At 56.1% G+C, this 26,656-nt stretch carries 4 protein-coding genes; all 4 read right to left on the bottom strand.

From position 1 onward, the window contains the following. Nucleotides 1-21 precede the first annotated feature (21 nt). The 4 genes from Pla52nx_RS22330 to Pla52nx_RS22315 all read right to left on the bottom strand — a co-directional run bounded on the left by Pla52nx_RS22330 (nucleotide 22) and on the right by Pla52nx_RS22315 (nucleotide 26,569). The gene (locus tag Pla52nx_RS22330; protein WP_146522747.1) at nucleotides 22-22,254 is read right to left on the bottom strand and encodes a PKD domain-containing protein; all 22,233 of its coding nucleotides are present in this window, start codon (nucleotides 22,252-22,254) and stop codon (nucleotides 22-24) included. 846 nt (nucleotides 22,255-23,100) lie between these two features. Then, a complete protein-coding gene (locus Pla52nx_RS22325; RefSeq protein ID WP_146522746.1) occupies nucleotides 23,101-24,699 on the bottom strand; it encodes a tetratricopeptide repeat protein in 1,599 nt (532 codons plus the stop codon). Between the two features lie 21 nt (nucleotides 24,700-24,720). Further along, nucleotides 24,721-25,947 (bottom strand): serine/threonine-protein kinase, encoded by a 1,227-nt coding sequence (locus Pla52nx_RS22320; protein ID WP_146522745.1) that lies wholly within the window; start codon nucleotides 25,945-25,947, stop codon nucleotides 24,721-24,723. A gap of 16 nt (nucleotides 25,948-25,963) precedes the next feature. After that, complete coding sequence (locus Pla52nx_RS22315; protein ID WP_231742538.1) at nucleotides 25,964-26,569, bottom strand: ECF-type sigma factor; 606 nt, start codon at nucleotides 26,567-26,569, stop codon at nucleotides 25,964-25,966. Nucleotides 26,570-26,656 lie beyond the last annotated feature (87 nt).

Raw genomic sequence — 26,656 nt, 5'->3', positions numbered from 1 at the left:
GGTCTTCATCGGTGCCTCCTCTCACTCCGGTGGCAGGTTCGGATCGGCCAGATTGAATAGGAACCGAGTCCCCAACGCCCGGATGGCTGACAGGTCGGTGGTGTTGACCAACAGGTCACCGTTGACGTTCGCTCTCGGGTTGAATTGAGGCGTGACCCCGGCCAATTGAGTCCCCAGACTTCGTACCACGGAAAGGTCCGTGGTGTTGGTCAACAAGTCGTCGTTGACGTTGCCCGGCAAGACGTCGAACCGGAAGTCAAACCGACCATTGACACCACCATCGCCGGACGCACCCGTGTTGCCCGTCGTCCAAGCACCATCCAATGCGACGCCATCCCCATTGGTGATCGCCCCGTTGGCGATGTGCAACAGCAGCTTGTCGCTCGTTAAGAATTCATTGAGCGTCAGGATCGCGGTGTTCGTCGTCTCATCAAAATCCACCGTGTTGATCTGGTAATTGATTCCCAACGTCGGTGAGCCGATCAACTGAAAATCAATCGGCTGTAGGTCCCCGCCGGTCGAGTTGAACACCGGCTGGTCAAACTCGATGAAGATCTGATTGGCGTTGGTAAAGGGCACGTCGGACAACTGCCCCGCTCCGGTCGACACCAGGAACCCTTGTCCCTGCGGATCGATGGTGTTTCGGAAATTCTGATTCCAACCTGTCGATCCGATGCGTACTTCGGTGATACGCGGGGCTGCGACGAAGTCCAAACGGACTTCGTTGGTTGCAATGACAAGTTGCCAAGCGGTTCCGGCGGGCGTCGTCGGTAAATCCACATTGGCGAACTCTCCCGTCACGCCGCCATCGGCCGTCATCAGCAAGAACGAATCGCCAATCGCTGGCACAAAGCCGTTGATCAAATCGATCTCCAAATCACCATCGAGCGACACCGAACCGGTGTGCCGCAACTGATCGTAACCGCTGCTGCCCGGCGTGGTGCCGCCAAGCTCCATGATCAAGTCGACGGTGTCCGCGTAAGCCACACTGCCGTTGACACTAACCGCGGGACTGAATCCGGGGCTGTACGTTCCGGTGACATTGGCGTTGTTGAGAGACCCGTTGCCTTTGACGTAACCAGGCAACGTGATCGGCAGCGCCGCGCTGGTTCCGTTGACACTACCGTTGACCATCGACAACAGGGCGATGTCATTTGGCGTGTTCAATGTACCGTGACCGGTCACGTTGTGACCGAAATCAACCAGCAAGCCATTTGATGCAACAATGGTCCCTGGATTGGCGCCGTTGCCCAACTTGGTCAGCGACCCGAGAACCGCTTGATTGGCATCCAGCAGCGTGACGGTGTTCTCTCGCGTCCGCAATTCGCCGTCCGTGATGAAACCGTCATCGGCGGCGGCGTTGCCCAGCGTCAGATTCCCTGTCGCGTTGATCAGCGAACCCGCTTCGCCAGCAATTCGAGCGTTGATCGTTCCTGATCCCGTCAGCGAATCACCCGACCCCAGGGCCAGCGTGTCGGCCGTCAGCGTGCCGCCGTTGATCATGGTCACATTCGAAAGATTTACTGGGTCAACCGATCCGATCGTCAGTGAGTCGCTGCCGATGTTCAAAGCATCCAAAGCGGTGAACGACAACATGCCGTCAAACGTCATGTTTTCAAACCGGTCATAACGAATCGTGTTCGAACCGATGGCGTCCGTCAGAGTCAATTGGGTTTGTCCGACTGGAACCACCGCCATCGAGTAAACCGCCTCAGTGTTGCCCGTACCCGTCACGGTCAACTTGTCCATCGCCGACGCGCCGCCGATGACATCGATGCCACCGGGCACGCTAAAGAATCCGCCACTGGCGTAATCGATCACCAACTCATCGGTCAGCGTATCGTTTCCAGACGCGACGTTCACTTGAATCGCACGTGTGATCAGACTCAACGGAACACTGATGGAGCTGGTGGTGTCGCCGGATGCGCCAGCGATGTTGGTCCCGAACAGCAGCGGTGTCGCGGAGTTCTCGGTGATGACCAAGTTGGCTCCCACGCGACGAATCGACAGCTTCTGCGAGCTGTCGCTGTTGATGTCCGCGATCACAAGGTTGCCGAATTGATCGATGCTGACGAAAGACTCGATCACCGATGTGACGGTCAACTCGTTGGTCGTCCCGTCGGATCCTTGATTGGTCGCCGCATCGGTGGCGACCGCTACGATCTCATAAACGCCATCGGTCAGCGGGTTGATCGTGCCAGCGGGCAGACTCCATGTTCCATCGCCGTTGTTGGTGGCGGGATAGGACGAGCCGTTGACCGTCACCAAAATGGTTGCGTCGGTGTTATCGACGGTGCCGGTCAATCCCGGCATGCCGCTGGTCGTGGACTGGGTATTGACCGTCACGACCGGAGCCGTGGTGTCGACGGTCCAGGTCAATGACAGATCATTGGCCAAGTCGGAGCCCAGCAGGTCAGCGATTCCTGAGGCGGCGGCCCCGAGCGACAACTCGTAGTTTCCTTCCGTCGCGGTCAACGCGGCCAAGCCACCGAGCGTCCAAACTCCGTTTCCGTTATCCGTCAAAGTCGCCGCACTGCCGGCCAACAGATTGGCCCCGCCGTCAAGCGTCAGCGACAGATCGGCACGGTCGAAACCGGTCACCGGCTCGCCGAAGGACAGCTCAATGTCGCTGACCGGAGTGTTGCGAGGATCCGGCGAGATCAAGTCGGCCGTCACCGTTGGCGGCGTTCCATCGACGATCGTGATCTGGTGTGGTGTCGAAACACTCACTCCACCGTCATCATCGCTCACACGAATGGAAACGTCGTACACGCCGGGATCGGCGAAAACGTGCTTCGACGTGAATGTGTAGTCGCCAGTGGGTACGCCTTTGACAGGATGATTCTCAACCGAGACGCGAAGAAGGTAATAGGCCGCGGGATTGGGAGTTTCGAGCCGTATCACGTACTGACCAGAATTCGCCGCCACGGCAATGATCACTAATTGTTGATTTGCGGCGGTCGACGTCATCGCCTGGATCTCGACAGGCACTTCGCCTGTGTAGTCGAACAGTCGTACGGTGTCGCCGATGCCAGGGGCGAAATGCCCCAAAGTGATCTGCGAACCGGCGACCGCTTGGAATGAGAAGTAATCATCGTTGCCAGACTCCATCGTGCCTTCGACACTGACGTGCGGAATCGTTGTTGGGTTGGTGAATCCGACGACCGACTGCAAGTTCCAACTGGCATTCTGCAGCGATTGAGCTTGGGCAAACGAATTGTTCAATTCGACTTCTGCGAATGCAATGTCTTGGGCCGGGGTCGTGACCGGACGAAGCAAGATCGGTAGTGCGCCCCCATCTCCAAAGTCGATCGTCGCGCGCAACGGTTCGAGGTCCGTTGCACTGGCTAGCAAACCATTGAGGTCACTGACGGTACCAGACAATTCGACCACGGTGTCTTCGCTGGACTGCGTTGGTCCCGTCACGATGGGGTTGAGCGGTGCCACATTGTCGATCATGACCGTGACCGTATCGACACCGACCCCGCCGTCTTTGTCCGTCACTGAGAGAGTGACCGTGTAGACGCCGCTGTCCGCGTAGATGTGGGAAGGTGAAAGGAAATTAGAGGTGGTGCCGTCACCGAAGTCCCAAAGCACATCGAACAGCTCGTCGTTTCCGCCGGCTAGGTCCGTGAACGTCCCCTGGAAATCCACTAGGTTGCCGTTCTGCAACTCGGGCACACGCAGCGTCTTTTCACTGTATTGGTGGTTCTCGATCGAAACATGCAGTGTGTACGTTTCACCTGGCTGGATGGGGCCTCCGACACCGTCTGGAACAATTTCGCCGTTTTCAGCTTTGCTGTTGTATCCCGACACACCGATGACAAACGTGCCAGAAGATTGGAAGGTGTAATCGATGAACGAACTGACACCGTCCCCCTGCCCTGCGTCGTTGGGGCCAATGTTATCATCGTTGGCCGCGAGCAGCATGCCAGCCTCGTCGAACAAGAACAACTCCGTATCGAAGGAATTCGCGTCGATATCAAAGATCGCGCGGTCACCAGCGTTCGCAGTGAACGAAAAATAGTCGATCGAGTTGTCGCCGGTGCCCGTGATCGAGACATGGGGAATACTGGTTGACTGTTCGACATTGGGATTGTTCGCCAGCGTCCAATTTTCGCCGTCAATATCTTGTGCAGTGAGTCGAGAATCATTCGGCTCGTACTCCGCAACGTTTGACGGAGTGGTGATCATCGCGGAGACAGTGGGCGGGCTGTTGAAGACCGCGACCGTTGTTGTTGCCGTGGTAACGCCACCATTGTCATCGGTCACAACCAGCTTGGCCGTGTAATCTCCATTGTTGCTGGGAAGGAAAACGACTGATGGCAGATCGTTGGCGCTGAGGAACACGGGGACGTTGTTCTGATTGCGGACTTCCCAAAGATACGTGAAGGTGTCCGCCGAGCCAGGGTCGGAAACCGTCGGAGTGATCGTGACCGGGGTTCCTTCCACGCCGGTCGTCGCAACACCAAAGTCGAAGATCGGATTTGCGTTGCCGATGGTTACCGAAGTCGTGCTGGCGGCGGAAACGTAGTTCACACCGTCGACCGTGTCCGTGATTATTAATTCGACCGTGTAGACACCATCGTCCGTGGGCAAGAAGGCAAAATCGAACTTGTCACCGGTGATTTCATTCACTCCGGCGGTCACGTAGGCACGCCACGAATACGAACGGGGCACACCGTTTGCCAACTCGGAACCGCCGGACGCATTGAACCGAATCACGTCGCCTTCCGTTCCCGATTGGATGGCCAGCAGAGGCGCCGTCGGATTGACATTCACGGAAACCGTGTCCGTCGACTCGGCACCGTAGACATCCGTCGCGGTCAAGGTCACGGTGTAACGACCGGCAACGGTTGGCACAAATTCGAATGTCTCTCCCGTGGCGGCCGGAGCAGCCGCGGTGGGTTCCGGCAGCACACTTGCGGTGACGGTCCACTGGAAAGTCATCGCATCGTCGCCCGGATCCGTTGAGGGCAGCAATGCATCCAAGGCATCAAGCGAAACCGTGTCGCCCGCTTTGACGGTGAAGTCAACGCCTGGAGTGATCCACGCCGTGGGCGCCACGTTGCTGACGACGATGGTCGTTTCCGCACGATCCGATGCACCGTCGGTATCATGCGCGATCACGACGAGGTCGTAATCTCCGGGAACCAACGCTTGGAAATCCTTGTCCGCAACGCCACTGTCGGTCGACCAGGTGAACTCGGTTCCCGTGTCGACAGAACGAACGACACCATCTCGTCGGTTCGGACTGCGGTCATGAATGACATCGCCGCCAGATTCGTTCAGCGGGAAGTACGCGGCCAGGTCGGCTTCCGTTCCCACGACACCGTTGTCAAACAGGGCTTTGATCTGTTCACCATTGAGGGCTCGTCGCCAAACGGCCAGTTCGTCGAGGTTCCCCACGAAATCTTGACTGGCTTGAAAACCTCCCCCAACGACGTCTTGGTCTTGACCAAGAACCAGTCCTTGAACGGTCAACACGTCCAGATTGGTGATGTTTCTGACTCCACGCCGTTGCCCATCGACGTAGAACTCCACGGAATCATTCGTAGCACTTCGCACAACGGCAACATGATGCCACGCATTTGCCAATGCAATGGCATCGGACGAAACCAAGCCTCCGCCCGAATAAACGGCGACTCCTGTGCTCGTTGCACCAATCAAAAACTCATTGTCATTTGAATCATTTGCGGCACTCAAGACGAATTGCCCCTCGGCCAAGGCGCTGTTCATCCAGAATGCCACCGTCACATCCGATGCTCCGTCCAGGATTTCGGTATCCAATTCCACGACATCGTCGTTCATTTCCAGTGAACCGGTCGTCAAATCCGTCACAATGCCGGTGGCCTTTTCCGTGACGGTCACCTGTCGAGTCGTCACGCCTGCGTCCACGATGGCAAACGGTGATGCCAGCAGTTGACCATCCGAACGGACGTTGCCCTGGTTCAACGCGATCGTGGCGGGAAGATTCCTGATCTCCGGTGCAACGTTGTGCGCGATGAAAGGGAACGAGCCGATCGTGTCGTGGTAGATGGTGTATACCCCCGCATCAGTCGGTGTGAACGTGATGATGCTTCCGTTGACCGTGCTACTTGCGATTATCGTGCCCACCGAGTTGGACACGGTCCATGTACCCGACGCCGCAGTCGTAATGGTTGCTTGCGTTCCTTGTTTTCCCGTCAGATTCTGGCGACTTTGCAAACCCGCCACTGGCAGCGTTAGCACCTCCAGTTGGTCCAACTCCACCGCTGCGGAGGGGAGGCTGTAGTTTGCCTGGCTCTGCACGGAGACATGCAGCATGAAAGGAACACCATTCACACCATCGTCATAAAGTGCAATGCTATAGGTTCCCGCTGTGGTAACGATCTGATCGATCTCAAGATCGGCTGGTACACTCGGGCTTGCAACAACATCGACAAGTTGACCACCAGTATTTTCCAAGGCCAAGCTGCCGCGGAAATTGATGGCCTTTAAGATGATCCGAGAATTTGCTCCTACCTCAAACGTAAAGAGTTCGGACTCTACATTACCGGGAGTCGTCGTTCCTTGAATTGTCACATGGGCAACGGTCGTTGAATCTGTGATAGCCGGATCATCATTGAGTCTCCAGGATTCCCCATCGAGATTCTGCGGTGTCCCAACTACAGCAATGGACCCGTTGTACGCAACGGGGCCTGATGGATCTTGAATCGGATCGATGCCGGTGCCGTCGAGATACAGCTCTCGCAATCTCGCCACTTCACCCAACGGTCCAATATCCGTCAGATTTGCATTCGCACTCAGATCCAGGGTGCGAAGGCTCTTTAGCTCCGCCAGAGAACTCAATCCGGAAATGGTTCCATTTCCGTCCAATCGATCGTTATCCGACAAATCCAGTTTTTGCAGTCGAGGCAGATGCTCAATGCCATCGAGCGAACGAACTCCGAGGCCGCTGGCGTCGAGTGAAGTGATTGACCCAAGGTCTGACATTCGAATGTCGCCGCCAAGTCGCAATCGCAAGTCAATTCCCAGCGTCGTTGGCACGCCGAGCGCGTCGGCGACGGGATGAACATCGACTGGAGTACTGCTATTGACGACCACATTATCGACGAACCAGTAGTCGAAATCTCCCGCGGTTCCAATGGAGCGGAATCGGAAGCGAGCGTTTCCCGATTCCACCAACGGAATGGTAATTCGTTGGTAGGGTATGTCGCCCCCGGTTCCCGGTTTCTCAAAAACCTCAACCCAACCCGTTCCACTGTCAACGTCGACAAAGAACTTGTCGGCCACTTCAGGTTGGTTGTATCCAAGTCCTGCCGCAAGATCGAATGTCAATTCCAAATGGATGCCGGAATAGGTTTTCGACCAAGCACTGTTGCTAATATTCCGCAACGCTATCGCCGAATCGACAATGCTTGCCGAATCAGTGACGGTCCAGTCTGACGGATCAAGTGATGGTTCTGAAAAGTTATCTGCAAAGATCGCTGACGTGAAGAACTCGGATCGTGGCAGAAATATGTCTGGCCCAAGCATCTCGTTCACGATCGGATCCAACGCTACATGAGTGTCTCCCGAAATGAGCTCCGATAGCGGTGGCATTGACGTCGCATCGCCAGGACTTCCGTCGCGAATTTCAATCGACTCTGCAACCACGGTGTCGGCGCCACTGCCGCTGAAGACTTGATCGATGTCGTTGTTCCCATAGATCGTATCGTCACCATCGCCGCCACGGATCAAGTCGCGGTCTGGCAACGTGGACGAACCGGAGTATTGGCTCGCTGGTGCATCGGACTCAATCGTAAATGGTGTCGGTTGCGTCGAACGCACACGCAAGAAATAGGTCCCCGCTGGAATCACGCGCAAGTCAAACGCACGTTGATCAGACGCAATGATTCCTCCGTTGACATCAAGCAAATCTGCGGACAAGGCATCGCTGAAGACAGGCGACTCATCAATGACATGAATGTAGTCACCTTCCTTACCGTCCCCGAGTGTCGCGAAACGGAACCACTTCTCATCGCTTGCGGAAACGACTTCAAACGAGTCCCCCGCGTTTGAGAACTTCTCTGGCCGTCCCGTTCCTGAATCCACCAGGAACGAACCAATGCCCGGAACGGAGAAGTTTTCAAGATCGCCGATGTTGTTCGTTGGCAACTCAATCGTCTTGCGTGCGCCATACACGACATAGATCTGGCCGGCCCCAAGACTGCCACTCGCGTTGGCGGCACTACTATCGGAGATCACCAAATCATCGATCAAATCCGCGTTCAGATCGTACGACCGTAGGTTGACACTTGATTCTGCCGAAGTTGATCCGGGTGAAAACGGCAGGATCAAGTCAGCTTGGGTCAGCGTAAGCGTTGAACCCAGGCTGGCAATGGAATGGAAGATGAAGATATTGGATAGTGAACCGTCGTTCGCTGTCACCGCGAGATCCACATTGCCATCGCGATCAAAGTCACCAGCTGCGGCCGTGAGGTTTGCTCCCGCAATAGCAATGGCGACCGGGCTCGTCGAAGTAACGTTTGGCGTTCCGTAGTGAACATCGATTCCGGTCGGGGTCGCAGATGCAAAATCGCCATATCCATCGTTATTCACGTCGCCAAGCGATAAGATTTGCGACGACGAGGTGCCGAATTCGTTGACTGCGACAACAAACTGGGTCAGGCTTGAACCGCCACCGAGTTTCGGCTCATTCATCAAGTTTGCAATGGATGAGCTTCCGATAGACGGCGTACTGAAACTTTGATATGCCTCGCCGATGCTCCCGCCAGCAGATCCATTTGCAACCGTGTAGTCATAATCCAACGTCCACGAGTTCAGCGTGCCTTGGTCCCCACCAAACCTGTCTGTGATCTCCAGTTTCCAAGTGCCATAGGCGGACATCCCATTGAATGACGCCAACGCTTGCTCGGGGCGATAGGTTGAACCGTTGACGAGATTGATACCAGATTGATTGATCGAAGATGCTGCAGAATCAGCGAGAGTCGAGTTGAAGTTGTCGCTGACACCACCAATGCCGGAAAAGAGTTTGACCCGCGTTCCATCGGGTGAGACAAGTTGGACTTCCAAATCAGAATTGTACGTATGGGTGTAATCAATGGTCACCTTCAAATTCGAAGCGAGCGTTGCGGCGTTAATACGAATCTCTGAAAACGTCGTACCAAAATCGGTGATCGGCTGCGAAGTCGAATTCGTGACAGCACTTTGGAAAACCGTGGTCGGAACGGAGATTGGATCGCCATTGCGTCCAAAGACGAGGAGCCCAATCCGGTCGCTTGCTCCATTTGGCGTACTGTAAAGGATTCGTTCAAAGCCATCGCCAGCGTCGAAGTTTTCTGCAATGACCAACCCTGCGAGCGGTGATTGCAGAATCTTAGCATTGATTTGCTCAACGATCTTATCGGTCGTGTTGTTTGCGGCATTCTTTTTATCAAAACTGACATCGATCCTGACCGCCAGTCCATTCAGCACGATATCGATTGGTTGATTCCCTTCGAAAGTTGCGACTTGGGCCGGGAAGTAGAACGTGTCGAAAGTTTGGTTTCTGGATTTCAGCAATTCACTGTCGAGCTGCAGGTTTCCGAAAAGCAGCTCATCGAATCCATCGCCGTTCTGATCCTTAAGAACAGTCGTTTGAATATTTGGCGACTCGTCCTTTGATAATAGATTGCCCACTTGATCGAAATGATTCAGTTTGGCTTTCGATTCAAGTGTCGCACCAGAGAATACATAGCCGATTTCGAAAACACCTTCCTCCAGTGAACTCGCGCCGTCAGTTGAACTAGCAAGCACCACAACATCTGCCAATCCATCGCCGGTCATGTCGAATACGTCTAAGTTGACCGTTGCAGATAGCCTTGCAACGTCAAGATCAATCACCCGGAAACTGCTTGTGACCGCTGGACTGTTGAAACTCGACGCGACGAATGCCAGATCCCAAACACGGCCCCACGCAGCTTCGCTGACGGCACCTTGAGCGTCCGTTGTCTTCTTTGTCTCGCCGCCTAAGACGACCTTGACTACCTGTGAACCATTGACGTTCTGTGCAAACGCAAGATCAGCAAAACCGTCTCCGTCGATGTCACCAAAACTACGCGACGGCGTTCCGAGACTCGCATGGTCAATGATGATGTCCGCGTATTGGTCGATCTGTTCCAAAGCGTCTATCTGCACTGGACCGAGCAGAACGTAGCTCGTGGTATCACTGCTGGCAATGAAGTCATCGAGCCCATCACCATTGAAGTCGCCGACAAACTTGAGTTGCGAAAGATGGTCGTCGGCACCAGCTCCGCCGAACCCAAATGCATCATTGTTAATGGACGTATTCGTAGAAAGTTGCGTCGTTGCAAAGTGCTCCGCCACCTGCCTGGCAGTGAGTGCTTTGTCGTACAGGTAGACTTCATCAAGTTGGTCGGCAAACTGTTGAGTTCCTGCTGCAAAGTTCCCAATGCTCAGGACACTTCCGGGCATCTGTGCGTTGATTTCTCCGGCCAGCAAACCATCGACATAAAACTTGGTGGACCCTGCAGCGCCGACGGCCGTGATCTGGTGCCAACTTTCTCCCAGGCCTGCCCGCGAAAAGTCGATGCCACTGTCGATAAAGCCCTGAGACGAGGAATATGAGCCAAGGTTTTCCGAATTCGCATGAACAATGATTTGGTAATCATTCTGAACACCATGAAAAAGAGCATTCCAATCGTTACTGTCAACGTAACCCTTGAACCAAGCCGACACCGTCCATGTCGTACCCAGATCGACTCCAGTCGATCCGATGGTCAATACCGAGCTTTGGCCAGTGAATTGAGCACTGCCGCCCGAAATTCCGTCACTGGACCATGTGACGTTCGTTGTGGTTAAGTCATGGCCACGCCCCGAAACGTCATCACCAATGTCGCTGGCACTATCGAAGGAGTAGTGCGCGACAGGACGCAGTGCATTGAGATCAACCCCCGGGCGTCCTGCCTCAGGCAAAGCAAAGAATGGAGCGACAAGTGAATAGCGATACGGCTCGCTGAATCCAAAGGACGTTTGAGCACGGACGCTCGTGGGCATACGCGCGGCCTCTGAGCCACTGAGGCCGTAAATGGTATCGTTGCCGCCATCACCTGACAGCTCGTCATTGCCCTGCGCACCCATGATCAGGTCGTTGCCCGGTCCGCCGCTGATCGTGTCCGCCAGGGCTCCGCCAAAGAGTTCGTCGTTACCGAATCCACCGTCGATGTTCAACGATGCGGCAACGGCACCCTGTTGGAAATCGCCGAGTGCGATCCCCCATTCCTCGGGCACGGCACTGCCAGGGAACAGATAGCTGGGATCCGCGTGGAAACTGTCGTCGCCTTGCCCCAGGACCGCGTGCGTCCCTTCGATATTCTTCGTTTGATAGAACAGGTACTGACGCAGGTACTGATTGCCGCTCGTCACATCCGTATCGGGCGTGAATTGCTGCTGACCGATGTCCCAAACAAGACTCGAGAACTCGTAGCGTTGCAGTTGCGTGTTGTATTTCAGTGCCGCAAAGTCGGGGACGGGGAAACCACGGCGATCCAGGTCACCGCCGACGTACAGCATGCGGTCAGTGCCCACACCGCCGTCGATGATGTCGTTGGCCGTCGGACGATACTTTTGAGTCACCGGGTCAAACAACGAGTCGGGCTGGTTGCCAACCCGCGGCAGTTCATCCGGGATGATTTGGAACGTATCGTCGCCTTCTTCGCCCAACAGCAAGTCGCTCGCCATGCGGTCCAGACCGCCACTGATGACGTCGTTGCCAGGACCGCCGAGAATCCAGTCCCTGCCGGGACCGCCGAGCAGTTTGTCATCGCCGGGGCCGCCCAAGATCAAATCACGGCGCACCGCGTCGCTGCGGACTCCGAGCTTGATCGCCGGGATTTCCGACAAGGCATCCAGATCCTCGGTCCCCGACAGATTGATCCGCAGGTCATAGATCGTTGGGACAACATTCGGACTGGTGACTTTCAATAGATAGGTGGTGCCGACAACAAGGCTGCTGGCGATCGAGATCGAACTCTTGTCACCGGTCGTCGCAAACGACCCTGCGTTGATTCGGTTTGCCAGATTGTTCGTGTCAGTGCCCTGCTCGTAGATCTCCAAGCCCAGTTCATCGATCGGTGAGCCGCTGACGAGTTGAATTTCGGCGTTGGCGCCGGGAGTGGCCGCCAGTTCGAAAGCGAACCAGTCGATGTCAGTCGCGTTGTCGATGGTCAGCCCGCTGAAGAGCAAGCCATCGGAGTTTGCTGCCGTTCCATCCAGGGCACGCAAAACGGAAGTCGTCCAGTTGCCGCCACTGGTGAAGTCCGAGTTGCCCGCGACGGGGATCGTCAACGAGACGTTGGAATACAATTCAAATGTCGTGGGCGAAGTGACCTTTGCAAAGAACGATCCGTTGGCGGCGGAGTTTCCGCCGACGCCCGCGATCGTTACTGGTTGCCCGTTCAACAGCCCCGAGGTGTCGATGGTGGTGATCACGACGGGGCTGGTCTTGCTCGCATCGCTCACCGGCGCTCCCGCAGGACGTGTCAACGAGAACGCGCGTTCGGGTGCATCGTTATTGCCTCGCAATCCAGCGGTTTCACCAGACTCCGCGCGGTCGGCCAGGATCGCGTTGCCGCCGCGAATCGTGACTTCGTCGTCGCCCGCCCCCGCATCGATCCAAACGGACTTTTGCACCGTCGGCCCGACGATGATCTTGTCGTTTCCGTCCAACGCATCGATGATGATCGCCAGGAAATCACCTTCGGGCGGCAGCAGGTGATTGATCAGATTCTCGCGTGCCGATTCCGCTTTCCGCTCCAGCGTCGCAGCGATCTCCAATTCGGGATCGAGTGCGTCCTGGGCATCACGCAGAGCTTGGTAGTCGAAGGCGATTTGCTGGGGGCTCCAGATCAGATTGCCATCCGCATCGGTCGCATCGAAATCTAAGCGGACTTGGGCGTCGAAGGTGAAGTTGCCGTTGTTGTCCGTCAGACGGGTGATCAAGTGGTGGTCGGACAAAATGCCGGGTTCGGTGACGAAGTTGACCGAGATCTCATCGTCCGCGTTGGTGCCGCCCACATACCAGACTTGACCGGTGTCTTTGGCGTATTCTTTCCATTCGTTACCGGGTATCGCGCCACCGAGTGACTCAAACGTCGATCCATCCACGCGGTACAGCGTGTTGTTGCCACCACGACCGAGCATGAAATCGAGAATCGTCCCGCCGAACAAATCGTCGTTTCGTTCACCGCCCAGCAATCGGTTCAGGCCGGTGAATTCAAGTCGTGCCGCAGGGATCGGTTGGTTGTTTTCATCCAGGATATCAACGGGCTGTCCGAGGCCGTTGAGCACGTCCAGATTGCCGTTGCCGTTCAAGTCCGTTCCCAAAACCGTTCCGCTTTCATCGATGAAAACGCCGAAGCTGGAATCCGGTCCGTTGTTTTTGAAATCGGCCAGCGTTCCCAAGTACGGACGCAGCGACCATGCGTACATTTCGTTGCTGCCTTGACCGCCGATCAGATCGTCGTTGCCTTGACCGGCAAACATCACGTCGTGGTCACCGATGAACCCATCCAGGTTGTCACCGCTGAGGCTGTCGTCTCCGGCGAAACCGTATAACGTGTCGCTGCCGGGACCGCCGTTGATCAAATCGCCCGCGATCGAACCGATGATCGTGTCGTTGCCGCTGTTGCCCTCGATCGTCGCGACGGCTTCACTGCTGCGACTGACGAACAGCGACAAATCCAGCGGATCAGAAATAGCGGGTTCCACCAATGGCAGCAGATTGGGATGCACGCCCGCGAATCCGATTACATCATCGCCTGCCAGACCCGCGATCTGGAACTGCTCCACCAACGGTTGTCCGGCCGAGTTGAGCCAATCCACGTAGATCGGTCGGCTCACTGCGACGCCGGACTTGTAGTCGATTCGCAACCGGTTCCCCGTCCCGGGCTTTTCTTGGCTCAGACCGATGATGTCGTGATTTTCCGATCCGTTGATGACGAGCACATCGGTCGAATCGTCCAGCGAGTCACCTTGGACTGAATTGCCATAGTGACCGTCGATGACATCGACTCCTTCCTGACCGACACGCATCGCCGAGACGATGAACAGGTCATTGCCGCTACCGCCGTACTGTGTGTCGTTGCCGGCTTGTCCGTCGAAATAATCTGAATCGCCGCCGCCCCACATTTCATCGTTGCCGCCGCCCCCGAACAATTTGTCTTCGCCTGAGTCACCAAACATCCGGTCGTCGGCGCCGGTCGTGTCCGCAGCGGTGTTGCGGCGGTAATCGCTACCGCGCAAGTAGTCGCCGATCAGCAAGTCCTTGCCCGCGCCGCCGAACAACCATTCTTTGCGCAAGCTGCCGTACAGCGTGTCACCGTCGGCGTCGCCAAAAAGTTGGTCGCCGTCCAGAGCATTTTGACTGCTGTTCTGATTGATTCCGTCTGCGTACGCGTACAAGACATCACCGCCGTCGCCGCCGAACAAACGTTGTCCGAGTTGGATGCCTGCCGTTCCCGAATCTCCGTACAGCCTATCGTCCCCACCGTCGCCGATGATCTGGTCGATGCCCGCGTCGCCGTGCAGTTCGTCGTTGTTAGCACCACCGCGGACGACATCGTCACCATCGCCACCTCGGACGTTGATGTCGTGTCCGGCTCCCGCGTCGATGTAATCCGAATCATCGCCGCCGAGAATCACGTCGACGCCAGCTCCACCGAACAGGAAGTCGATCCCCAGACCACCTTCGATTTTGTCATCTCCATCACCTTCGACACCATCGACCGAACGCCCCATAGCGAACCGTGGCGTGATCAAGGGAGGCACGTAGCCGGTCGGATAGCTGGCTTCGGCTTGCAAGTATCGAGGGGGAAGTTCAAAGAATTGCTCGATCAGCGCTGGGTCTTCGTTTTCCCCACGATTGAAATCATCTGCCGTGATGCCTTCCACAGCAAATCCGCCCCAAATGACGTCGCTGCCGACTCCACCAAACAACTCGTCGTCACCGTAGCCGCCGATGATGTAGTCATTGCCATGACCGGTGTGGACGATGTCATTGCCGGTCCCGGCATCCACCCAGTCGATGTCAGCGGCGGTCAAATCGATTCCCAGCGAGGCGTAGACTTGGTCATCGCCTCCGCCAGCGGTGATCGTGTCATTGCCGTCACCGGTGCGAATGATATCGTCACCATCCAGAGTCGCATCGACGGAACCCAGTTCATCATTGACGCCATCACCAAAGATAACGTTGTCGAATGAGCAATCGAATTCCGTGATACTGCAAGAAGGGAAGGCAGCCGAGATCAAGTCGTTGCCGCCGCCGCCGACCAACAGGTGGCTGGCTTCATCGACCACGCTCGTGTCGCTCGTGTTGGCGAACAATCGGTCATCGCCAATGCCGCCGTACAAGTCATCCGATGCCGCGCCGCCTTCGATCAAGTCGTTGCCCGGACCACCGTAGATCACATCACGGCTGTTTTCACCAAAGAGTTGGTCGTCGCCCTCATCGCCATAAATCAAATCGCTACCGACGCCGCCAAAGACAACGTCGTTGCCAAGTCCTGCATGAATGATGTCGTTGCCGGAGTTGCCAAAGACCATATCATTCCCGCCGCCGGCATCAATGGTGTCTCCACCGTCTCCACCTTGGATCGTGTCGTCATCATCGCCGCCCTGGATCGTGTCTCCGCCGCCATCGCCGAAGATCGAATCTTTCCCCGCGCCGCCCGAGATGAAGTCGTCATCACGACCGCCATGCAACGTATCGTCTCCGGCTTCGCCTTTAAGAATGTCTTCACCGTCGCCTCCCGATAGAACATCCGCGTCGTCTCCGCCGAGCAGTTCGTCATCGCCGCTTTCACCCATCAGGTTGTCGCGTCCTGCACCACCGCTGAGCAGATCGTTACCGAGTCCACCGCGCAGCTCATCCAATCCAAGCCCGCCGATCAGAACGTCGTTTCCGCTGCCACCGATGATCAAGTCGTTGCCAGCACCGCCATCGAGTGTGACCGGAATGGTGATGTCTTCGCTGACGATGATCGTGTCGTCGAAGCGTCCAGCGGTACCTGTGATCTGCGTGACGTTCTTGTAGAGCTGTGATCGACCGAACGATTCCACCAAGATGTCGCCGGGATCCGGGCCCGCGAAAAGTCGATAGTCCACCGCTTGCTCATTTCCTATTCCCAGCAAACCCGTTGAGTCACGCAAACCGGCGCGAGAACCGATATTGAGCACCAAGTTTGAACCTTGCAGTTCCGCCAAAGGTGCAGCGCTCGTGTCCGGACGAGGGAGGTCAAACTTGAACAGATTGACCGTGGCGATGTCAAAGTTTTTATCGATCTCAAAGAACCCAAGATCGATCGTCACCGTTGCAAACAACTTGGCATCGAAGCTGCCACTGACATCAAAGATATGGATCGGCCCCAACAGCACGCTGTCGAGCAACTCGACGAGTCGAATCTTGCCGTCATCGTCACCGTCGTAAAGATTGAAATCGACGTTGGCAAAGATACCTCCGCCCACGCTGGCGCTGAGAATGCCCGCGTTGAGTGCTGCCGCGGCCGTGACCGAGGCACTCAGGACGACTTCCGGGATGTCTTCGCCGCTGCCATCGGCGTTCTCATGATCAAAGACGTAGAACCCGTTGATGACGTCCTCGAAATCGCCCGACTGTTTGAACTGTTCAATTCCCAGCGTGTCAAAACCGAATGCAAAGTCTGCCTTGGCTTCGAAATTTCCCGCCAGTTCGACTCCGACGATCGGGAACGGCGGCAACGGAAAATACTTCTTGATGCTTGCGTCCAAAGACAACGTCGGCAGTTCCAACGTGAACAGATCCACAACTTCGCCACCAAACAATCCCAGAATGTTGGCGGGACTGAGGATCGGAAAACCTAGCTTCAGCTTGTCGTCGCCCGTGTTTTCCAAGTCCTCGTCGCTGGAAAGAAAATTGTTCGGATCGAAACCGCCTTGGGCGGGGGCCACCGTCGTGAACGCGCTCTTCATCGCCGCAAACGCGTTGACCAGACCACCGTCGATCGTGAATTGGTCGAATTCTTTGTTCGGGTCAAACGTTGCATTGCCGATCGGCAGCTTCGAGTCACCCAAATCCGGGATATTGGAGATGATGTTGTCGAGCTTCTGGACCGCTTCGATGAACGAAACCGCTTTGGCAACCGGTCCGCCTTGCAAGCGAATCAAATCCAGAATCGTCACCGGTCCTCCGGTCAGTTGCGAAACCACCGGCACCTCTTGGCTGAGGAAATTGATGATCGGGCGAACCGGCGCCAGCACCGAGTCGACTTGCTCGAACAATCCGCCCGCGAAACCAGACAGAAATTCACCTATTGCTAACTCGATGTTGACGAAGTGAACCGTCGGCAGCATCACGTTGTCGCCGAGTTCGAATTCCCAATCGACACTCATCTCCGTGGTGATGCTGGGGAAATTCGCACTGACCCCAAAACCAGCGTACAAGTGCATGTCCAATGCGGCGGAGGCCAGCACACCGATCTGCAAGACTTCGTCAAACGAGTCGACTGCAACGATCTCGTTGAAAGACAACAAGCCGTCTGCGGGACCGTCGAGCGCGGGATCGATCAGGTCGACGGTGAACTGACCGACGAAACTGTTTGCGACGCCCAGCGCACGCTGATTAGAATCGACGATTCCAGCACCTGTGCCGACCAAGGCGGCGCTGAAGTGAGCTGAAAGCGTTGGTTCGTTACCGATCAAAGCCACCAGATCTTGTGCGGTCGTCGCGGCGGTGACTTCCAAGGTGAGTGATCGGTCGGACGCGTTGAATGCAAAGGTCGTTCCCGTGCCGTCGTCATCGACAAGCCGAACATCGAAATTCGACTGGCTGCCCCGCGCCTTGCTGGTGATCAGAAACTGCGAACTTTCCAACTGATTTTTAGCGACCAACGCTACCGCCTGAGCTTGCTTGCCATCGTCGGCCAACAGGTTCGCATCGACTCTCAAAAAGCCCAATTCACCCGTTGCGTTCAGATTCGGAATCGCAACATCGACATACACTTCCAAGAAACTGGCGTTGGTGTCGATGAAGAATCCATGGTCCAGGTCGACGCCCATTTTGAGGCCGAACTCAAACCCGAGGCTTGCTTCCACCTCTGCGTCGATCTCCAAAGCCAAACCGGGGATGCCCAGATCAAAACCAATAGGCAAATGAAGTTTGCCCAGGTCACTGCCGATCAGCATTTCAAATTCGACACCGGGACCAGGTTGAATCAGATCGATCACGACATCATCGATGGTGACCGCACCGTCGCCCGTCAGATCCTTCAGCAAGTTGATACCGCCGGGACCGATGCCGTCCAAGATGTCTTGGCGGATGTCGTCAAAGATCTCGGTGAATAGCCCGCCTTCTTCATTGGCAACGTTGTCGCCCAAATTGGCCGAGACGCTGTCTTTGATTTGCCTCAAAAAGTCTGCTTGGTCTTTCAGTTTGTCGCCGATGAATGGCAACTCCAACCCGAACACTTCGCCCTCCATCGCGTCGATGATCAAGTCAAACGCACCGTCCCAGCCGCCGACGAAGGACAGCAGGTCAAAATCACCCGCAAGAATGTCTTTCACGCTGCCCAACGCTGCGTCGGCGGTTGTACCATTGATCGTGAAAACAAAATCACTCGGCTGCAGTCCACCCGGCTGAGTCAGAGCACCGATGTCGTTGAGTGCAAAGGCGACCGGGAACGTCGGTAGACCGGCGAAGTCCAAGTCGGCGTTGAAGGTCACGCTACCGGCACCGGCGAAATCAAAGTCGTCGCGAGACAAACCGTTTGGACCGGTCAACGCCAACTCGCTGAAAAAGTGCCGTCCATCGTCGCCTGTCGGAACATCGGTCAATTCGATCGCGAATCGCGCGTACTCGTTGCCCGGACCCGCGTTTCCACTGAAGGCCAGCGATTGCCCAGGATGTTGAACGACGGATGCGCCGATCGGTCCAATTGCAACATTGAACTCGATCTCCGACGCGTTCGCTTTGACTAACAATGCCAAGTTCGTTCCGGTGTCGCTGACATCGTCGTAGTCATACAAGAACGGGATCGGCGATCCACTGTCGGGCAGCTCGATCCCCAGCGACACGTTCAGCTCTGCCAGTCCGTGCAAGTTTAAAGCAGCGGATCCCTTGGCGTCGATCAAATTCGAAAACTCGCTCGAACCCAGGTCCGCCAAATCGATACTGACCGGCGTTTGAAATTGCAGCGGAGCCACACTGCCGAATCCAAGTCCACCTGCACCGACCGTCAGCAACAAATCAATCCTCAACGCTGGATTCGCCCCGGACGTGTCCAGCGACAGTTGCACCGCATCGTCGTTGGTGACTCCCAACAGCGACTCCAAGTGATCGTCGATCTGTCCCATGCCGGTGACTGGGCTGGCGTCCAACTGTGTCAGAAAATCGCCGAACGTCACCGCCAGATCCAAAACCGAACGGAGGTCGGTGTCCAGCAGCGGCAGCGGCTCATTCAAAAACGCAGCGTCTTGAAAGCCCTCCAGTCCCTTCAGTAAATCAAACGCGCCCTTGATCGCATCGAAAACATCCGACGCGTCGAGATTTCGTAAGCGATCGAGCTGATCTCCGATGCCCGACAAGTCGAGGTCCAGCGAACCGGGGAGTGCCAAATCAACGTGGAACAGATCCGGAACATCGAATTCAAACCGTTGTTCGCCCGGCAGCGTCAGGCCGCCCAAGCTGAGCCCGATCGAGTAGGGGATGTCGAAGTGAGCCGAGCCTTTCAGTTCTGGTCGCAGCACGAAAATGGACGTGTCTTCGCTCAAGCCCAGCAGCACGACATTCTGGTCCGCCCCGCCTCCCTTGACGGTCATCTTGCGGATGTCGGTTCGATCCAGCAGTGTAAACGTCAGCATTCCCATCGCACTACCGACACGCACACGCGACGCGTTGGGGTCGGATGAGCCACTCAAACTGTCGTTCATCGCGCGAACGATCGTCTCGACGTCATCGGCGTCTGATGCGGAGGGAACCGTGAAGGGGATGTTCAGTGTTGGCGAAGTGTCATTGGTCAGTTCAAAGGCAATCTCCACGTTGCTGCTGTAGTCGCTCGCTTGATCGAAATCGATTGCCTTGGGAGCGATGATTTCATTGCCCAGTGAACCGGCAAGATCAATGATCTCCGCGCCGGTGATCTCACCACTAGCGTCTGGGTCTGGCGGGGTGAAATCCACCGTGACAAGCCCCACGGCTGTCGCGTCTTGGATGCCCAACTCCAGGAATCCGAGCTGCGCCGAACCGTTGATGTCAGCGGTCAGTTGAACGCCCGCCGAGAACATCGGCAGCAACACGCTATTTTCTTCGCGTTGTTTGATGTACAGGTTGTCCGCGATGCTTTCTCCGTGCAAAGCGCCGGTGATCATCCCATGAATCTCGTCGTCAATCTTGCCATCCTCACCGACAAAGATTCCTTCGGTGCCGACTCCCAAAAGCCCCAGGGACGCTGCCGCCAATGAGCCGTTGAGCATCTCGATTTTGAGTCTGCTGTTTTCCGTGCCCGTCGTCGGATCGATCAGCTTCAATCCTTCGTTAAACTCATCGCCCGTGATCGGATCAGTAGAGGTCTGAAAGCCGATCTGCAACTCGGACAAGTTACCCGAACTCAGCGCTGTCTTGAGGTCTCCAATGGTCAAGACGGACGTCAAGTCGATCTCTTTGCTTTGGCCGTCGCGCAGCGTGACTTTAAAGTCCGCCATGCCAGCGACCGACGGAATTCCATTGCCTCCTAAAAGGGAGCTGAGCAAAGTGCTGTCACCGAAACCGAAGTTGGCGCCCGGTTGAGTGAGCTTGATGCCCAACTGAAAGTCCGCGCCGACGTCCGCGCTGACATTGAGGCTGGTACTGGCGTCGAGTTCAAATCCATTCAGATCTCCGAGACCGGAGCCGAAATCCATCCCAAACGAGGCGATGTCAAATACATGCAGGAACGAAAAGTCCAAGATGATTTCGTTGATCGCGTCCGGTGGGATCACAAACTCGACTTTGTCAGCCACCTTGTCGACAAAATCTTGCAAGCTCGTGAAGCCGGGCTGACCTTCGACTTCGGAGTCTGTCGCCGGCGCGATTACCTCGGATTCGAACGCGTCAGCCAGATCGACCGCTTCGCTAAGCTTCTTTCCTTTGGTGAAGGGAATGTCTGTCTCAAACGCTTTGAGCGATCCGAGCGTGTTGCCGGCTTGTTGGAGTGCTGAGAGCAAGCCGGTCGTCGAGAGCGCGCGGAAGCTCGCGAGCTCGCCGACATCGACCGAGAAAGTCGGCGCGGTGGTGTCGAACAAGTCACTGTCCGTTACGGAGATCTTAGCCGTCCCGTTGTCGGCCCCCGAAAGCGTCGTTTTGACATCCAACTCCAGCGTGAACTCGTTGTCGGGAGCATTGGGGGTCGTGATCGTGATCAGAGACGAAAGATCAGTCGACAAAAGTTGTGCAGGAGTGACTCTACCTGCTTGCATGCCCGGCTGATCGATGGTGTCGAACGATGCCATCAACGAGATCGTCGCCGTGGGATCCTCCAGGGTGATGCCAAGGATTCCCAGGTTGGCGGCCAGCGGTGCCACGTTGGGCGAAAAAGTTAGCTCCGCCGTCAGTTTGTTTTCATTTGCGTCGTCACTGAAACTGACAAACGATCCTGCCGAGGCCGTGGTCGTCGTTCGATCAAATCCAAACGTGATGTTGAAATCAAGCGTGTACTTGAGTTCCGCCTCCAACGTGTCCGCGATCGTGATCAAGCTATTGGGAAAGTACTTCGCGAGTTCAAACTCGGTCGTGATCGATCGTTCGTAACTGGCATCGATCGTGTAGCTGAATTCCGTCGCCGTGATATTCGGCGTCACCGTTCCCGTCACGTTGGGTAACGTTCCCAACAACGTGTTGAGGCTGGTGGTCAGGTTTTCTTGGGTCGCATTGTTGCCCGATAACAGACTTTGAATCGGGGCAACAAACGATTCTTGAAAAACGCCACCGATATTAACTTGCTCACCGATCGTGAAATCGATCATTGGGAGTGAGTTTGCGAAGTCGCCGAATTGGTCCAAACGATTGCCAAAGCTTTCGATTGCCGCGACGGTATCGCGGAGTGCGGCTGACTCACCCGCGCTGAGCGGATTGGCGGCCAGCAGATGACGCTGTTCCAGAGTCTCGACAAGGCTCCGTCGGGATGCCAAACGTGTGACTTGACGTCGTCGCTGACGGTGTTTGTCTGTTGATGTGGCACGACGGAAATAATTTGGGATCGGCATGACAAATCGTGTCGGCTGGTGGGAACACGTGAAGGTGGGAACGAGTGAGCGCTGCAGTTCACCCCAAAAGAGAAGGTGAGCCATTGAGTGTGTAACGTGTCTGGAGCCTCGCACTGAATTGCGCAGGAACAGACATGTACGCGAAACGGCCCACCAAAGTGAAAGTCCGGATATTGGTTCAGGTGACGGAACCAAGCCGGTCATGATTGCGTCAAACTCTCACTGGAGAATTGCGTTGCGAACAACTGGACGCATTTTTGGCATCAGCCAGAACGCGATATTGCCCGGAGGTCACGCAAATGCGTTAGAATGTGGACGCGAGTACGTTTGAGACTGATGAATCGTCCGTGCTAGTGGACGGTTGATCTAGTGAGCCGACGGCGCTAGCGGGCCGTTGATTTAGTGAGCCGCGACGCGTAAGCGGCCGGGCCTACCGCATTGCCCGGTGCCTTACGGCCCACGGCTCACCCTTGCGTTCCCAATTTCGATTAAATCAACAGCCCGCTAGCCGCGGGCCTTGAGGTAACGATCCAACCCTGCGAAGCCCGTGGCTAGCGCCTTCGGCTCACAGGAATTGCGTACCGCACGAAAGCAACGCAAGTTACGAACGGGCGTTAATTCGGCAAAGAGAGAAATAGGTCCACAAGGCGTTTGAGTCGAAACGTGAATACATCGTCAAGGAGTCCTTCAACTGAGACCCTGTGGGAATACGAAGCCCCGAAGTGGCGAAGGCCACGCACACAGAATAGTTGATTCTCCGGAGATGTTTAGCTGCCAACACGAAATAATACTGCTCGTTGTTTTCCGCATTCGCCGCTTTTTCGAATTCGCTGTGGCGTGTCTGCGTCAAACGGCATGGGGGTTTGGCAAATACTGCTTTGCTTCGGGCAGCAATCGGGCTGGGGCAAAGGCCGGGTGACGGGCGAAAAGCAACGGAAACATCGGAAATGGACCAAGTTGCAAATCCTCCAGGTCTGCCGCGGTGAGTTCTTTGCCCCGCCGCGTGTCCAAGATGACTTGGTTGAGCCGATCGCCGAATAGGCCGTACGGAGTCTCTTTAAGTGACTCGGAGCGGCGATCGTAGTAAGCCGCCTCGGTCAACGCTGGCGTCTCCCATCGCAATACTTCTCCGGCCCGGTCGTAGTCGCCCTGTTGCTCCAGGATGTCGACCATCAACCCACGAGCCAGTGCGTCGGATTTGCCGATGTCGGATTTGCCCGCGTCGGAGGTACCCAAGTCGAGATAAGTCTTCGTGCCGCTGAGCGCCTCAACGTCATATCCACGAAACCAGTCCAGGCGTCTGCGATCGACTTTGACTGCCAGCGACATCGAATTGAGTAACGCAGCGTCCTGCAGATGCTTGCGTGCCAATGTGTCTTCACTCAATGCCGCCAACAACAGTCCGTATTGATGTTGAACTTGCCAATGGTAGGGCTGGCGACGCGACAATTCGCCGAGGATCTTTTCGGCTTCGTCAAAGTGTTTCAGCTTTTGCCATTCCCACGCTCCCTTTGCCAATTGCAACTCGACGGTCTCTTGTTTTAGCTGTATGGCTTTTTGCAAGTTCACCAATGCGGTCTGCATGTATTCGTTCGCTTCGCTTTGGCTACTCTGCGAAGCAAGTGTCAGCGAGGTGGTCACGATGGCCGCGAGTGGATCGACCGAGTCCGGTGCCGCGTCGTGCGCTTGTTGAAAACACATCAACGACTGCCGAAGTCCAGCGACACTCTCGATATCCGCTCTGGCTTTCCCGTCGACATAGCAGTTGTAGAGCTCCCGCGAGGGCGGTGAGGGTTGATTCACAGTGGCCGTCAGGCGTTTGCCAATTCGTTGTGCGATCTCTCCGGCCAATCCGGAATGTTTCAGCATGCAGTCATCGGCGGGACGTCGAAGCGTTTCGCTCCAAAGCTGATTGCCAGATTTCGAGGAAATGATCTGTAGCGTGACTTCCACAAAACCCTGGTCGGTACCGGCATTTTGGCGAATCGAGCCAGCGACAAAGGCATCGACCTTTAGTTTGTCACCCAAACTCTGGTAGCTGTCACCGGGACTGATCTTCATCGGACGAAACGGCAGGACACCGATCTGGTCGATTCGTGAAAGCTCATTGACTAGTGTTGCCGCTATCCTTTCGCCCGCGGTCATATCACGATCGCCCAGCGGAATCCCGCTTTCGATGTCACTTGAGTACTGATCATCAAACGATAGGACGGCAAGTGTTTGAATCGACGCCAATTCGTCACTTGCGTCGGAAATCCAATAGCCGGCAGCGACCAATCCCGCTGCTCCGCCAACCAGAGCGAGTCCGAAACGGCGGCGCCCGATGGCGGCATGCGGCATCGCCCGCAGCGAATCCGACTTCGGCCCTGCCGTCCTCAGTAGGGTCAGAACCTCCGCGGCGGAGGGACGATCGGTGGGTTCGGACGCGACGCATTTGTCGATCAAGTCGGCAAGTGCGATGTCCTCTCAGCGACGGATCGGGTCGGGCACCGGAGTCTTGGTCAGCGTTGCCGCAAATCGTTCCGCAACACTTTTTCCTTCGATCGCAGGCTTTCCATAGAATCCTTCGTAAAGGATACAACCGAGGCCAAAAATATCCGCAGCACTGGTGGCCGACTCTCCTCTGGCTTGCTCAGGCGACATGTAACCCGGCGTCCCCAAGATCGTACCGGCACGTGTCCGATTGGAGTCGTCCTCCAAGCCTCCCAATAAGTCATCTCGCAGTGCTCGCGAGAGCCCGAAATCGAGCAGTTTGATGCGATGAGCGTGTTCACCTGACGAGACGAGCATGATGTTCTGCGGCTTGAGGTCGCGATGAATAACGCCGTTTTGGTGTGCTGCCACCAAAGCGCTCGAGATCTGCGCCCCGATCTCGCGAAGATCGTCGATCGGTAACAACCCTTGCTGCATCCGCTGAGCGAGCGTCGGACCGTCGAGGTACTCCATCACCGCATAGGGCAAGTCACCGGCTACCCCCACGTCGAACAGTTCGATGATGTTCGGATGGCTCAGCGCCGCGACCGCACGTGCCTCTCGCTCAAAACGCTCCGTCAACTCGCGGCGTCGAGTCGTCCCCATCGTCAAGACTTTGATCGCAACCGTACGATTCAGTCGAGTGTCGGTCGCTCGATAGACCGTTCCCATGCCGCCACTGGCCAATGACTGCGTCAATCGATAGGGGCCAAACTGATTACCGGGAACCGGCATCTGGCGTTTCAACGGCTCGGGTAGCTGTGCTGCTACCTTGGGATGACTGCCAGGATTTTCGGTGGAGACGGCGTTTGGTGGCTGGAACTGTGATAACGGCTTGACTTCATCCACCAAATGGGACCCATCGGCCACGTTGGGCCAACCGGCCTCCGCATCGGCAACTTCCCCGGAAACTGAATCGTCCTCCTGTGTCAGCGGAGCCATTGCAATGGTTTGAGTCGAATCCGGATGCGTATCATCGTTAACGAGGGGATGGCTGTCGGTCGCCACCGCAAAAATCTGTGGGGCGGCTCTTGAACTTTCAATCTCCTCCGCAATCGCTTGCAGTTCGCGGCGAAGCAACTGGGCGGTTTTTTTGCCGCCATGTTGACGGACCAACTCGTCGATCGAAACGGTTTCGCCCTTTCGAAGCTGCGTTTCGAACTCCAAGCACACGGCGTCGAGCAAAGCCAATTCGGTAGCGGATAAATTGCTAAGGTCCATTTGTATTCAATGTTCTTTAGTCGCTCTGAACCGCTTCCGCCCAAGTTTTTCGGATCAACTGCAATCGGCGTTCGACCGCCCGCTTGCTCAGAACCAGCATCTCAGCGATTTCATCGACCAAAAAGCCGTCCATTCTTAAGATAGCAATTTGACGCAGTTGTTCGTCCGGCAATTGGTCCAACAGCTCGTCACAGGCTTCGGCCAACTCCGCGTGCAGGTCTGGGGTCGCCGATTCTCCCACGATTCCGCCAATCCCGCCACCGCGATCATTTCCGCTGGGGTCGATGAAGACGGATTCGCCGCGAACATTCCCCCCTCCGCGTTTTTGTCGAGTCTCATGTCGCAAATGGGCATGAACTTTTCTCCCCGTCAGCGTGATCAGCAGTCCCCACAGATTATCGGGACCACTGAGGTCGGGAAATCGGTCGCCCTGTATACCGGCGATGAAGCTGTTGAAGGCCGACAACGCGATGTCTTCCTCGTCACCGCTGCGTCGCAAATTGGCCGGCAATCGGTTTGCGGCAAGTCGCACCAGGCGTTGAAAGTAGCTTTCCCACAATTCGGTGATCGCGTCGTTATCGCCCTGCCGAACATCCGCCAGCAGTTGAGCAAGTTTCTGCATTGATCTGTCCATACCGAGCATGATGATGGAAATCACCCCGAGGGGGAATCCAGCCCCAGCCGTTTCAGCTCATTTTCATCAGCCCAG

Source organism: Stieleria varia, assembly GCF_038443385.1.
Taxonomy (GTDB): Bacteria; Planctomycetota; Planctomycetia; order Pirellulales; family Pirellulaceae; genus Stieleria; species Stieleria varia.
This window is presented reverse-complemented; position numbering and strand designations above follow the sequence as displayed.

Excerpts from the sequence above, each read along its gene's own strand:
- Pla52nx_RS22315 (WP_231742538.1), bottom strand. The coding sequence starts at position 26,569 with ATGCAGAAACTTGCTCAACTGCTGGCGGATGTTCGGCAGGGCGATAAC.
- Pla52nx_RS22330 (WP_146522747.1), bottom strand. The coding sequence starts at position 22,254 with ATGCCGATCCCAAATTATTTCCGTCGTGCCACATCAACAGACAAACAC.
- Pla52nx_RS22320 (WP_146522745.1), bottom strand. The coding sequence starts at position 25,947 with ATGGACCTTAGCAATTTATCCGCTACCGAATTGGCTTTGCTCGACGCC.